General features: G+C 63.1%; 12 protein-coding genes. 7 read left to right on the top strand and 5 right to left on the bottom strand.

Annotated features, from left to right (window positions below):
* Positions 1 to 210: 210 nt before the first annotated feature.
* Positions 211 to 642: a nuclear transport factor 2 family protein gene (locus C0058_RS17750; RefSeq protein ID WP_003215089.1), complete on the top strand. Its 432-nt coding sequence runs from the start codon at positions 211 to 213 to the stop codon at positions 640 to 642.
* A gap of 138 nt (positions 643 to 780) precedes the next feature.
* Here the strand turns inward: C0058_RS17750 and C0058_RS17755 are convergent, their stop codons facing one another.
* Positions 781 to 2,109: a PLP-dependent aminotransferase family protein gene (locus C0058_RS17755; RefSeq protein WP_102369214.1), complete on the bottom strand. Its 1,329-nt coding sequence runs from the start codon at positions 2,107 to 2,109 to the stop codon at positions 781 to 783.
* 91 nt (positions 2,110 to 2,200) lie between these two features.
* Between C0058_RS17755 and C0058_RS17760 the strand changes: the two genes are divergently transcribed.
* Positions 2,201 to 3,091 carry a DMT family transporter gene (locus C0058_RS17760; protein WP_102369215.1) on the top strand — a complete coding sequence of 297 codons (891 nt, stop codon included), beginning with the start codon at positions 2,201 to 2,203 and terminating at the stop codon, positions 3,089 to 3,091.
* Between the two features lie 3 nt (positions 3,092 to 3,094).
* Here C0058_RS17760 and C0058_RS17765 read toward each other — a convergent pair whose 3' ends face one another.
* Positions 3,095 to 3,649, bottom strand: a complete 555-nt coding sequence (locus C0058_RS17765; RefSeq protein ID WP_102369216.1) for a YceI family protein — start codon at positions 3,647 to 3,649, stop codon at positions 3,095 to 3,097.
* A 118-nt stretch (positions 3,650 to 3,767) separates the two neighbouring features.
* Here C0058_RS17765 and C0058_RS17770 point away from each other — a divergent pair, with 118 nt between their 5' ends.
* Together C0058_RS17770 and yghX are read left to right on the top strand one after the other, a co-directional pair.
* Positions 3,768 to 4,262, top strand: a complete 495-nt coding sequence (locus tag C0058_RS17770; RefSeq protein WP_102369217.1) for a PaaI family thioesterase — start codon at positions 3,768 to 3,770, stop codon at positions 4,260 to 4,262.
* 44 nt (positions 4,263 to 4,306) lie between these two features.
* A complete protein-coding gene (yghX, locus tag C0058_RS17775; protein ID WP_063029644.1) occupies positions 4,307 to 5,194 on the top strand; it encodes a YghX family hydrolase in 888 nt (295 codons plus the stop codon).
* A 140-nt stretch (positions 5,195 to 5,334) separates the two neighbouring features.
* On the opposite strand, the gene C0058_RS17780 is transcribed toward yghX, so the two are convergent.
* On the bottom strand, positions 5,335 to 6,519 hold the full coding sequence (locus tag C0058_RS17780) for a DUF2252 family protein (protein ID WP_102369218.1): 1,185 nt from the start codon (positions 6,517 to 6,519) through the stop codon (positions 5,335 to 5,337).
* A 224-nt stretch (positions 6,520 to 6,743) separates the two neighbouring features.
* Between C0058_RS17780 and C0058_RS17785 the strand changes: the two genes are divergently transcribed.
* The 3 genes from C0058_RS17785 to C0058_RS17795 all read left to right on the top strand — a co-directional run bounded on the left by C0058_RS17785 (position 6,744) and on the right by C0058_RS17795 (position 10,153).
* Positions 6,744 to 8,006, top strand: coding sequence for an aspartate aminotransferase family protein (locus C0058_RS17785; RefSeq protein ID WP_087695004.1), 1,263 nt, complete (start codon positions 6,744 to 6,746; stop codon positions 8,004 to 8,006).
* On the top strand, positions 8,003 to 9,505 hold the full coding sequence (locus C0058_RS17790) for an APC family permease (protein ID WP_087695002.1): 1,503 nt from the start codon (positions 8,003 to 8,005) through the stop codon (positions 9,503 to 9,505). Before C0058_RS17785 ends, C0058_RS17790 begins: the two co-directional genes overlap by 4 nt.
* A gap of 72 nt (positions 9,506 to 9,577) precedes the next feature.
* Entirely contained in the window at positions 9,578 to 10,153 is a 576-nt protein-coding gene (locus C0058_RS17795) for a DUF1349 domain-containing protein (RefSeq protein WP_102369219.1), read from the top strand.
* Here the strand turns inward: C0058_RS17795 and C0058_RS17800 are convergent, their stop codons facing one another.
* Complete coding sequence (locus C0058_RS17800; RefSeq protein ID WP_003215068.1) at positions 10,154 to 11,047, bottom strand: LysR family transcriptional regulator; 894 nt, start codon at positions 11,045 to 11,047, stop codon at positions 10,154 to 10,156. It lies immediately after the preceding gene.
* A gap of 190 nt (positions 11,048 to 11,237) precedes the next feature.
* Positions 11,238 to 12,113, bottom strand: coding sequence for a LysR family transcriptional regulator (locus C0058_RS17805; protein ID WP_102369220.1), 876 nt, complete (start codon positions 12,111 to 12,113; stop codon positions 11,238 to 11,240).

Genomic DNA, 12,113 nt, shown 5'->3' on the forward strand with positions numbered 1-12,113 from the left:
CGGCCACAGCATAGCCATGTGCCATTTCCACGGGAAGTGCCGACCGCTATTTCGCAAGTGATACGACAACCAATACTGGCAAACAGCGCTTATCTTCTAGCCAAGAACAAATTTCACTTTCCTTGATCCCGGTAAATACGGCATGGTTGTACGACGACTTAAAAACATAGTCCGAGTCGTCCCGGTACCCACAACAACAAGGAAACACCCATGCAAAACGTCAAGGTTCTGATTGGTTTTCTGTGCCTGTTCAGCGGCTACGCGGCCGCCGCGCCTGCCGCAAGTGACAAGGATGTAGCCGCTGCGGTCGATCACCTGACCCAGGCCATGCTGCACAAGGACATCCCGCAACTGCAGGCCCTCACCGCGAACAACCTCACCTACGGCCATTCCAGCGGCAAGGTCCAGAACAAGCAGGAATTTATCGCCGACATTGAAACCGGCAGAAGCGGTTTCAAGACCCTGGAAATGCAGAAACAGACCATCACCCTCAATGGCGACACCGCCCTGGTGCGCAACCACTTTTCCGCACAGGCGGTGAACAGTGGCGTCGAGGTGCCCACCGAAATTGAAAACTTCCAGGTCTGGCAGAAGCAGAAAGGCAAATGGCTGCTGATCGGGCGCCAGGCCTACAAGTTCTGAGTCCCGCCTGGATCGTTCCCACGCTCTGCGTGGGAATGCATCCGGTGACGCTCTGCGTCACTATCGCGCAAATCTACAGCGGGACGCGGAGCGTCCAAGGCGGCGTTCCCACGCAGAGCGTGGGAACGATCCGGCCCCCTAGCACGCCTCCACCGCCCAGCGCACTTTCACCAACGCCTCGCGCAGCACCTCCCGGTCCACCGACCCCAGCGCCACACGCAAGGCATGGGGCACGTGGGCCGAGACGGCAAACGGCTCGGCGGTGGACACCGAGATATTCTCCCGGGCCAGCGCCATGGTGATCTGGTCGGCGCGGGCATCCTCCGGCAACGGCAACCACAAGAAATACGAAGACGGATGGCGGATCACAGTGAGCCCCGCCAACACCTCATCGGCCACCGCCTGGCGCGCCTGGGCGTCTTCACGCTTTTGCGCTTCCAGTTGCAGCACCGTGCCGTCGTCGATCCACGCGGCAGCCACCGCAGTCATCACCCCCGGGGTGTTCCAGGTGGTGGCCATGACCGTACGTTCCAGCGCCGCCATCCACGGCAGCGGCGCAGCCACGTAACCCACCCGCAGGCCGGTGGCGACGCTCTTGGAAAGCCCCGACACATACACCGTGCGTTCCGGTGCCAGTTCGGCCACGGGCGGTGGCGCGTCCTCGGCTAAAAACGCGTAGGCAGCATCCTCGATCAGGATCAGGTCATGCCGACGGGCAATCGCCACCAGGTGCTCGCGCTGCGCCATGTTCATCACCCAGCCCAACGGGTTATGCAGGGTCGGCATGCTGTACACGGCGCGTACCGGGCGCCGGGCGCAGAGTTGTTCAAGAAAGGCCAAGTCGGGGCCCGTCGCGGTCACCGGGATCGCGACGATTTCCAGGTGCAGAGTCTCGGCCAGTACCTTGAACCCGGAATAGGTCAGCGCATCCACCGCCACCACATCGCCGGGCTTGAGCAGCGACATCATGGTCACCGCCAGCCCATGCTGGGCACCGCTGACGATCAGCACCTGCTCGGCCTGCACCGTCAACCCACGACTCAGCAGATGACGCGCCACCGCTGCCCGCTCATGCAGCCGACCGGCGTGAGGCTGATAGCGCAGCAGCGCCGCCAGGTCGCCGGACAACGCCAACTGGCGCAATGCGGTGCGCAGCAGGTCGGTCTGGCCCGGCAGCGACGGGTAGTTGAAGTTGAGATCGATCATGCCCGCCGCCACCGCGATCTGGCCGACGCCCTGCCCTGGCGACAACGCGATTTCCCGCACAAAGGTTCCGCGCCCGGTTTCACCACTGACCAGGCCCATGGCCTCAAGCTCGGTGTACACCCGGCTGGCGGTGACCAGCGCCAGGCCATGGCTGGCGGCCAACTGGCGGTGCGTCGGCAACCGGGTGCCCGCCGCCAGCGCGCCCGAACGGATATCCCGGGCGAAGGTGTCCACCAATGTCTTGTAGCGGGCGCGGGGCATAGGCGATGTATCCATGACAATTTTTTGATTGTCTTGATAGTGAATCATAGGATGCGCAGGACGCAACTTATCCCTATCGAGCCCTACACCCATGGAACGAACCACCCACCTCAACACCCGGGAAAACAACGCCAGCGGCTGGATCAACGGTTTGATCGGCGTGGTGATCTTCAGCGGCTCGCTGCCAGCCACGCGCCTAGCGGTGCTGGAGTTCGATCCGGTATTCCTGACCGTCGCCCGCGCCACCATCGCCGCCCTGCTCGGCCTGTGCCTGCTGTGGCTGTTCAAGGAAAAAACCCCGGCCCGCAGTCAGTTGCTGCCCCTGGCAATCGTCGCGCTGGGCGTGGTGATCGGCTTTCCTTTGCTCACCGCACTGGCCTTGCAGTACGTCACCAGTGCCCATTCCATCGTATTTGTCGGCCTGCTGCCGTTAGCCACTGCGGTCTTCGGCGTATGGCGCGGCGGCGAGCGGCCCAAGTTGGTGTTCTGGCTGTTTTCGATCCTGGGCAGCCTGCTGGTGGTGGGCTACGCGGTTGCCCAGGGCCTGAGCGCTGCGCCCGCCGGGGATTTGCTGATGCTGTTGGCAATCCTGGTGTGCGGCCTCGGTTATGCCGAAGGGGCCAGGCTCTCACGCACCCTGGGCGGCTGGCAGGTGATCTGCTGGGCGCTGGTGATCTCGCTGCCGATTGTGGCCCCGCTGACGGCAATCCTCGCCCCGGGCACTTTCGTGAGCATCAGCCTGCCGGCCTGGCTGAGCCTGGCCTATGTGTCGCTGTTCAGCATGCTGATCGGGTTTGTGTTCTGGTACCGCGGGCTGGCCCAGGGCGGCATTGCCGCCGTCGGGCAATTGCAGTTGCTGCAACCGTTTTTCGGCCTGGCACTGGCGGCCACGCTGCTGCATGAGCAGGTGAGCCTGGGCATGCTGGGGGTGACCGTCGCGGTGATTGCGTGCGTGGCGGGGGCCAAGAAGTTCGCCCGCTAGCCATCAGCGCTCAGGCGCAACCATCTTGAACTTGATGACAATCGCATTGGACACCACGCTGTCCGCCCACTCCCCCGCGCCGATCCTGAAGTCATCGCGCTTGAGCACGAATTCGCCGTCGAACACGCCAATGCCGCTCTGCTCCTTGAGGGCCACCTTGACCTCCACCGGCCGGGTCTGGCCCTTGAGGGTCAGGTTGCCGCTGAACAGGTAACGGTTGTCGCCCAGGTCAGTGATGTGGGTCGAGGTGAAGGTGCCCACCGGGTAGGTGGTCATGTCGAACCAGCCGGGCTTGGGCAGTTCGGTGTTGGCGTCGTCGCTGCCGGCATTGATGCTCGGCAGCTGGATGGTCAGTACGGTGCTGGCGGCAGCCGGGTTTTGCGTGTCGAAATTCAGGGTCGCCGAATAGGTGCCAAACGTGCCGTACACCTCTTGGCCCATCTGGTCATAGGTGAAGCTGATGGTGCTGGCCGTCGGATTCACGTCGGTGTATTCCACGGCGTACGCGTTGGACAAGGTGGCGAAGGCAAGGAAGACCGCTGGCAATCGAGATTTCATGGGATTCTCAACCGGGAATGAACACGCTGTGCACTGCTAACAGCGTAGGCGCTGGATTTATTCACGCGCCTGGCATTAGGCTCGTGCCTCGACGGAACTCAAACAACAAGGAGCCACGATGCCCGCGCTTTCCCTGCAAGACACCACCGCCCCCGAAGGCGTCTGTTATGGCTGCGGCAGCAGCAACCCCCACGGGCTGCACATCAAGAGCCGCTGGGACGCCGACGGCATCCACGTGATCGCCGAGCACCAGCCCGACGCCCGATACAGCGGCTGGCCAGACCTGGTCTATGGCGGTCTGATCGCGATGCTGGTGGACTGCCACTCGAACTGGACCGCCATGGCCTACCACTACCGGGCCGAGCAACGCGAACCCGGCAGCCTGCCGCGTATCGACTGCGTCACCGGCAACCTGGGAATCAAATTCATCAAGCCGACACCCATGGGCGTGCCGCTGACCTTGCGCGCGAAAGTCGAAGGTGACGTGGGGAGCAAAAGCCGCGTGGTGTGCGAGGTGTACGCCGATGGCGTGCTGACGGCGATTGGCGATTCGGTCTTCGTGCGGGTCGACACTGGGCAACTGGCCGCCGCGGCCCATGGCCGGGAAGCCTGATACTGGTCTACATTCAGTCCCACCGCTAATCGAGGACGCTACCGATGACTCGTCTGACCGCCAAAGACTTCGCCCCTGAACTGCTGGAGCTTTACGACGGCTACGCCCACGGCAAGATCAACCGCCGGGAATTTCTCGACCGCGCAGCACTGTTCACCTTCGGCGGGCTGACGGCCTCCGCCCTGCTCGCCGCCCTGAGCCCCAACTACGCCCTGGCCGAGCAGGTGAAATTCACCGACCCGGATATCGTCGCCGACTACATCACCTACCCGTCACCCAAGGGCAACGGCACGGTGCGCGGCTACCTGGTGCGCCCGGCCAAGGCCAGCGGCAAGGTGCCGGCGGTGGTGGTGGTGCATGAAAACCGGGGGTTGAACCCGTATATCGAAGACGTCGCCCGTCGGTTGGCCAAGGCCGGATTCATTGCCCTGGCGCCGGATGGCCTGACCTCGGTGGGCGGCTATCCCGGCAATGATGAGAAAGGTGTGGAGTTGCAACAGAAAGTCGATCCCGAGAAGCTGATGAACGACTTTTTCGCGGCCATCGAATGGTTGATGCACCACGATGCAAGCACCGGCAAGGTGGGCATTACCGGGTTCTGTTATGGCGGCGGCGTGACGAATGCGGCGGCCGTGGCTTATCCGGAGCTGGGTGCGGCGGTGTCGTTTTATGGGCGCCAGCCGGAAGCCAAGGATGTGCCACGGATCAAGGCACCGATCATGTTGCATTACGGTGAGCTGGATACGCGGATCAATGAGGGCTGGCCGGCGTATGAGAAAGCGTTGAAGGCGGCCGGCACGACCTATGAGGCGTTTATCTACAAGGGCGCCAATCACGGCTTCCACAACGATTCCACGCCGAGGTATGACGAGGCGGCGGCGAATCTGGCGTGGGAGCGGACGTTGGGCTGGTTCAAGAAATACCTGGTGTAACCCGCCCTCCAAAACACCACCCAACTCATGTGGGAGCGGGCTTGCTCGCGAAAGCGGTGTGTCAGTCAGCAGATGTTTGACTGATCCACCGCTTTCGCGAGCAAGCCCGCTCCCACAGGGGACTTTCAGCTTTCTTGAGGTCAGTGCTCCAGCGCATACCGCCGGCAATGATTCAAATACCCTTCCTCATGGCTCCCCACCAACTGCACCACACTGGTCCACAGCCACGAAGGCGCATCCAGTTGCCTGGAGCGGTTCTCTTGCAACTGCGCCATCCAGTCCTTGCGCGTATCCCGGTCCATCTGCCGCGCATGGGCCACGCCGACCACCCGCGCCAGGTACCCGGCCGCGTGCATCGCATCGATCTCGCTCAGCTCATCCAGCTCCAGCTTCATGTCCTGGGGCAGCAGTTCGCGGATGAAAAACCCGTGATCCAGAAACCGCGTGGCCAACATCCGCTCCCCCAACGCCGGTGACAGGTGCCGCGCGCCCTCCACCACCCGCCGGCCGTTATCCCGAGGCATTTTTGCCCGGGCCGCACGCGGCGCCGCAGCGCCTACCGCTTCCTTGATGTCGAGCAGGCAGTATTCCTGATCAGACTTGTCCCCTACTCCCAGCAACACCGCATAACGCAGCAACCCAAGGGAGCTGCAACCCTTGACCCAATAGGCCGAGTCCAGCAGCTCAACCTCGGCGTCGTTGGAGCGGCCTTTGAGCGAAGTCACCAGCCGGTGGATTTCATCCGACGCGCACAACGTTTCAAGGGCTGATTTTTCCGCCCGCGACAACGACCAGAAATGCTTGCCCAGCGGAATCGTCGGCCGGGTGTTTTCAATACGTTCGCGAGCCAGATTCTTCCAGGTGCGCTCCACCGCACTGCGCATCCCGGCCTTGACCTGGGACGGGCGCGGCGGTGCCTCGTCGGGCTTGTCTTTAAACGCCTGCGCGTAGCCCACCATCATCTCTTCAAGCATGCGCGCGGTGGTCACCCCCGGCAGGTCCGAACCCCGCGCAGCGGTGGCCAGGGACAAGGCCAGGCGCACCAGGTCATGGGCCGGATTGCCGATCACCGCCTGGTCAAGGTCACGGATATGCATGTCGATCCGGCCCTTGGTATCGCCCGTGGGCCCAAGGTTACCGGCGTGGCAGTCGCCGCAGATCCAGATCGCCGGCCCGTGGGGCAAGCGCCGGCCGCGCTGGCTGTGCAACCACTCGTAAAACTGAACCGTACTGCCCCGCACATAGGCGTGGGCGGAGCGCGCCATCTTCAGGTTGCGCAGTTGCGTGAGGTGGGGCATTCGCGAAGAGGGACGCGGAATTTTCATAGAAGTACTCGTCGTGGAGATACGGTAGAGGCTGGCCCGCGACAAATGTTTCATTTTGTTTCAGAGGATTCTATTAATAAGCCACGCCAATCAATCCCACTGCAATCGGTCTTTCTATTCCTCCCGTCCCCGGGACTAGCATCGGGTCAACTCGATGCAGCGAGTCACAACTCTAACTGCACACATCCCCAAACACTGCCGCCCTAACAAAAGAGATAACGCAGATGAATGAAGTGATGAACACCGCACCCGCCAAGATCAACCTGGTCAAGGCCCGAGGCTCGCTGGTATGGGACGACCAGGGCAAGGAATACATCGACTGTACCGCCCAGGCCTGGTCGAACAATTTGGGGGCCAATGACCCCCGGGTGGTGGAAGCCGCCGTTGCGCAATTGCGCGAAATGACTCACATCCGCCCCAACTTTGGCTCACCGGCCCACACCCGGCTGGTGAAGAAGCTGCGGGAAGTCTCCCCGGGCGCCCTCAACCAGATGGGCTTTGCCCTGCATGGCAGCCTCGCCGGTGAAATGGCGATGAAACTGGCTTTCAAGAACCGCCCCGGCGCACAGAACCTGCTGGTGCTGCAGGACGGCTACCACGGCCGCTCCCTGGCCACCCTCGGCGCCAGTTGGCCGCACCCGAACAATCCGTTCCTGGCGATCCAGCCACGTTTCACCCGCGTCCCCCACCCCAACCCGTACCGCACGCGCCTGGGCATGGACCCGGAAACCGAGTCGCAGCTGTGCCTTGGCCTGCTGGAAGAAACCATCCTCAAGGGCGTCGACGGTGGCGTGGCAGCAGTGATGATGGAACCGATCCAGGGCAATGGCGGGCATATCGAGTTCCCCCGCTCCTACTACAAAGGCGTGCGCGAGATCTGCGACCGCTTAGGCGTGCTGCTGATTTTTGATGAAGTGCAGACCGGTTTCGGGCGCATGGGCACGATGTTCGCTGCGGACTATTACGACGTGCTGCCCGACATCATCGTGTTCGGCAAAGGCGTCGGCGGCGGCTTCCCGCTGGCCGGGATCCTCGCCGATGACAAGCTCAAGTGGTTCGACGAAGGTGAAGAAGCCCTGACCTTCGGCCACTTCCCGGTCTCGCTGGCCGCCGGCTACGCCACGGTGGAAGCGATCGTCGCCGACAACCTCTGCGAAAAGGCCCGCGACTCCGGCGACTACATCACCGCCCGCCTCAAGGACATGCAAACCCGCCACCCGCTGATCGGCGACGTGCGCTGCCCCGGGCTGATGGCGTCCATCGAGCTGGTCAAGGACCGCACCACCAAGGAACCGGCCTGCCGGGAATCCCAGGAGGTGTATCGCCTTGGGGTGGAGCGCGGCGTATTGTTTGGCGAAAGCCGATACGCCGGGCTGGGTAACCTGATCAAGGTCAAGCCTCCTCTGGATATCGAACGCCCGTTGCTGGCCAAGGCCCTCGATGTGCTGGACGAGGTGATCGGCATCATCGAGGAGCAACGGCCATGAGCACATTCGTTGAAAACACCGTGACCGCCCCGCCGAATGCCCAGGCCCCGCTGTCCAGCGACGACGCCGACCTGGCCAGCCTCGGCTACGAGCAAAAGATGCACCGCACCATGAGTTCGTTCACCTCGTTTGCCCTGGCCTTTTCCATGGTCTCGATCAACACCGGGGTGGTCACGCTGTTCGCCGACCCGTTCAACCGCGTCGGCGGTATCGGCATCCTTTTGTGGCTGCTGGTGATCCCGCTGGTGTGCTGCATCGTCATGGTCTACTGCCACCTGGCCGGGCGCATTCCGCTTACCGGCTACGCCTACCAATGGTCCAGCCGGTTGGCGGGCAATCACTTCGGCTGGTTTACCGGCTGGGTCGCGTTCACCTCGTTTGTCGCCGGTACAGCCGCCACCTCGGCGGCCATCGGCACGGTGTTCGCGCCGGAGATCTGGGCCAACCCGACACAGGGCCAGATCCAGGGCCTGAGCATCGGTGCCACGCTGGTGGTAGGCCTGCTGAACATCTGCGGGATTCGCCTGGCCACGCGGATCAACGACATCGGCGCGATCATCGAAATCATCGGCACGGTGCTGCTGGCGATTGCGTTGTTCTTCGGGGTGTTTTTCTTCTTCGAGCACACCCAGGGCGTGGCGATCCTGACCTCGGCACAACCGGTGAGCGGCGGCACCCTCAGCTTCACCACCCTCGCCCTCGCCACCTTGCTGCCGGTCTCGGTGCTGCTGGGCTGGGAGGGCGCCGCCGACCTGTCCGAAGAAACCAAGGACCCACGCCGCGCCGCGCCCCGGGCGATGATTCGTGCGGTGCTGGTGTCCAGTGTATTGGGCTTCGTGGTGTTCGCCTTGCTGAGCATTGCGATCCCGGGGTCGGTCAGCGAGCTGCTCAGCCACAGCGAAAACCCGGTGATCAATATCGTGCGCCTGCAACTGGGCAACGCCGCCGGCGTGGGCATGATCGTGATCGCCTTCGCCTCGATCCTCGCCTGCCTCATCGCCAACATGGCGGTGGCCACGCGCATGACCTTCGCCTTGTCCCGGGACAACATGCTGCCGGGCTCCAAGGTGCTGGCGAAGATCAACCCGCACTTCGGTACGCCGGTCGCCGCCATCGTGCTGATCACCGCCATCGCCGTGCTGCTGAACCTGGCGAGCGGCGGGTTTGTCACGGCGATCTACTCGATGGTCGGCCTGACCTACTACTGCACCTACCTGCTGACGCTGATTGCCGCGTACCTGGCCTATAAAAATGGCCGGATGCCGGGGGCGCCTGCGGGTGTGTTCAGCCTGGGCAAGTGGTTGTTGCCGATGATCGTCCTCGGCGGCCTGTGGGCCATCGCGGTGATCCTGACCCTGAGCGTGCCCGAAGAAAGCCACACCGGCGCCATCACCACCGGGGTTACACTCGGGGTCGGCGTGCTGTGGTGGTTGTTTTCGCTGCGCACGCGCCTTAACAATGGCACCGCCGGGCCGAGCGGCAAATTGCTCGACCACTAGCCGCTGATTGCAGCCAAACAACAAAACCCCGGGCGCCGGGGTTTTGTCTTGTCACCTTCAAGGAGCTTCCCGATGTTTGAACAGGCCAGTTGGCTCAATCAACCCCAGCAATGGAGCCAAGAAGGCGAGCGCCTCAAGGTGCGCACCGATGCCAGCACCGATTTCTGGCGCGAAACCCACTATGGTTTTGTGCGCGACAACGGGCATTTCCTGTTTGTTGAAACCGACGGTGACTTCACCGCCCAGGTCAAGATCCACAGCGCGTTTACCCACCTGTATGACCAGGCCGGGTTGATGGTGCGGGTGGATGAAGCGCATTGGGTGAAGATCGGTGCGGAACTGTCCGACGGTGTGACGCTGTTGAGCAGCGTATTGACCGATGGTGTGTCGGACTGGGCCACCGGTGTGTTCCCGGGTGATCCCGAGGCGTTCTGGATTCGCGCCACCGTGGCCAAGGGCGTGCTGCGCGTGCAGGTGTCGGTGGATGGCGTGAGCTGGCCATTGGTGCGCCTGGCGCCGTTCCCCGTGGCTGCGTCGTATCAGGTGGGGCCTTATTGCTGCACGCCGGAACGTGGCGGGCTGGAGGTGGAGTTTTCCGAGCTTCAGGTAAGTGCGCCCAACGGCAAATCCCTGCACGACCTGTCCTGACTAACCCCGGCTGCTCGCCACTTCCATTGCCAACTCGGCAAAGTTGCGCGCCGCCACACTCGGTTGTGGCGGCAAGGCGACCGCCACTTCACACATCGGCATATCGCTGATCACCGGGAAGGCCAGGCCGGGCCGTGCATAAAAACGTGCAGTGGACAGCGCGGTGATACTGATCCCGCGCTCCGACGCCACCGCCTGCAACTCGGTCTCCACCGTCGAAGCTTCATGGACGATCCGCGCCGGCTGGCCATCGCGGTACGCGTCGGCGGTCCAGAAACTGCGCCACACGCCCACTCCCGGTGCAGCAATGATCGGCTCATCCAGTACGTCGTAGATGCTCACGCTGCTCTCCCCGGCCAACCGGTGGCTGGACGCCAGGCACGCCACGCAGGGTTCGGTCACCAGGGTGTGCAACTCGATGTCCGGCAGGCCCAGTGGCGGGCGCAGCACCGACACGTCCATGCCCTCGTCGATCCCGGCATGGGGCGAGCCGAAGTCATACTCGCGCACCACCAGTTCGATCTCCGGGTAGCGCTTGGCGAACACGCTGAGGATTTGCGGCATCAAGTCCACACCCGCGCCGATCAGGAAGCCGATATTCAATGAGCCGCGTACGCCGCGTGCATGTTCGTGGGCGGTGCGTACCAGGCGGCTTACCCCATTGACGATTTCCCGCGCCTCTACCAGCAAGGCCAGGCCGGCTTCGGTCAGTGCTACGTTGCGGGTGTTGCGTTGGAACAGTTGTACGTCCAGCAGCGCCTCAAACTGGCGGATGGTCTGGGACAGCGCCGGTTGCGAGACATGCAGGCGGGTCGCGGCGCGCACGAAGCTGAGCTCCTCGGCCACCACCACGAAGGCCTTGAGTTGACGGATGTCTACGCCGGAAGTTTGCATTGCAGCCTCTTATGATCAGTGGCAGACCGAGTGGGAGAATAACCTGTGGCGAGGGAGCTTGCTCCCGTTGGGTTGCGCAGCGACCCTGAAACCATCCGCCGCGTTCTTGCTGAACTAACACCGTCGCTTCTTTGGGGCCGCTACGCAGCCCAGCGGGAGCAAGCTCCCTCGCCACAGCGTCGACCCAACCTCAGTGCATGGCCACTTCACGCAACCACGTCTTGAACGCCAGCATCGCCGGCGTCTCGGCCCGTGACTGCAAGCGCGTCAGCCAATAACTGCCGGTGGTGATGCCGATCTCGAACGGCTGGCGAATCACGTCCGTCGCCAACTGCCGGCTGAACATCATCGCCGGCGCCAGGGCCACCCCCGCCCCTTGCAGCGCCGCCTCCATCATCGCCAGGGACGAGTCGAAAACGATACTGCGCGGCACCAGCGTATCGGCAGGCAAGCCCGCGGCCTGGAACCATTGCGTCCACTCATCCGCGCGATATGAGCGCAGCAGCGTGTGCTTCAACAGGTCCGCCGGAGCCTGCAATTGCCGAGCGAGTTGCGGCACGCACAGCACCGTCAGCGGCGCCTCCAGCAATTGGCACGCCTCGGTGCCGTGCCACGCGCCGGAACCAAACCGGATTGCGTAATCCAGGCCTTCGGCCGCCACGTCGACGCGGTTGTTGTTGGTGGACAGGCGCAAGTCGATAAACGGGTAGCGCGCCTGGAAATCCGCAAGCCGCGGCAACAGCCAGCCCACTGCAAAGGTGCCCACCGCGCCTACCGTCAATACTTCGCGGTAATGCCCACCTTCAAACTGGCCTAAGGTTTGAGCTATCCGGTCGAAGGATTCGCGCAACACCGGCAGCAGGGTCTCGCCCTCGCTGGTGAGCATCAGGCCCCGGGGCAGGCGTTTGAACAGCGTGACATTGAGCTGCGCCTCCAGGCTTTTCACCTGGTGACTGACCGCCGCCTGGGTGACGCACAGTTCAATCGCCGCCCGGGTAAAACTCAAATGCCGCGCAGACGCCTCGAAGGCTCGCAGCGCGTTGAGTGGCAAATGGGAACGGAGCAT

Source organism: Pseudomonas sp. NC02 (genome assembly GCF_002874965.1).
Classification (GTDB): Bacteria; Pseudomonadota; Gammaproteobacteria; order Pseudomonadales; family Pseudomonadaceae; genus Aquipseudomonas.

Excerpts from the sequence above, each read along its gene's own strand:
- C0058_RS17790 (WP_087695002.1), top strand. The coding sequence starts at position 8,003 with ATGAGCACATTCGTTGAAAACACCGTGACCGCCCCGCCGAATGCCCAG.
- C0058_RS17750 (WP_003215089.1), top strand. The coding sequence starts at position 211 with ATGCAAAACGTCAAGGTTCTGATTGGTTTTCTGTGCCTGTTCAGCGGC.
- C0058_RS17755 (WP_102369214.1), bottom strand. The coding sequence starts at position 2,109 with ATGCCCCGCGCCCGCTACAAGACATTGGTGGACACCTTCGCCCGGGAT.
- yghX (WP_063029644.1), top strand. The coding sequence starts at position 4,307 with ATGACTCGTCTGACCGCCAAAGACTTCGCCCCTGAACTGCTGGAGCTT.
- C0058_RS17765 (WP_102369216.1), bottom strand. The coding sequence starts at position 3,649 with ATGAAATCTCGATTGCCAGCGGTCTTCCTTGCCTTCGCCACCTTGTCC.
- C0058_RS17785 (WP_087695004.1), top strand. The coding sequence starts at position 6,744 with ATGAATGAAGTGATGAACACCGCACCCGCCAAGATCAACCTGGTCAAG.
- C0058_RS17770 (WP_102369217.1), top strand. The coding sequence starts at position 3,768 with ATGCCCGCGCTTTCCCTGCAAGACACCACCGCCCCCGAAGGCGTCTGT.
- C0058_RS17795 (WP_102369219.1), top strand. The coding sequence starts at position 9,578 with ATGTTTGAACAGGCCAGTTGGCTCAATCAACCCCAGCAATGGAGCCAA.
- C0058_RS17760 (WP_102369215.1), top strand. The coding sequence starts at position 2,201 with ATGGAACGAACCACCCACCTCAACACCCGGGAAAACAACGCCAGCGGC.
- C0058_RS17800 (WP_003215068.1), bottom strand. The coding sequence starts at position 11,047 with ATGCAAACTTCCGGCGTAGACATCCGTCAACTCAAGGCCTTCGTGGTG.
- C0058_RS17780 (WP_102369218.1), bottom strand. The coding sequence starts at position 6,519 with ATGAAAATTCCGCGTCCCTCTTCGCGAATGCCCCACCTCACGCAACTG.
- C0058_RS17805 (WP_102369220.1), bottom strand. The coding sequence starts at position 12,113 with ATGCTCCGTTCCCATTTGCCACTCAACGCGCTGCGAGCCTTCGAGGCG.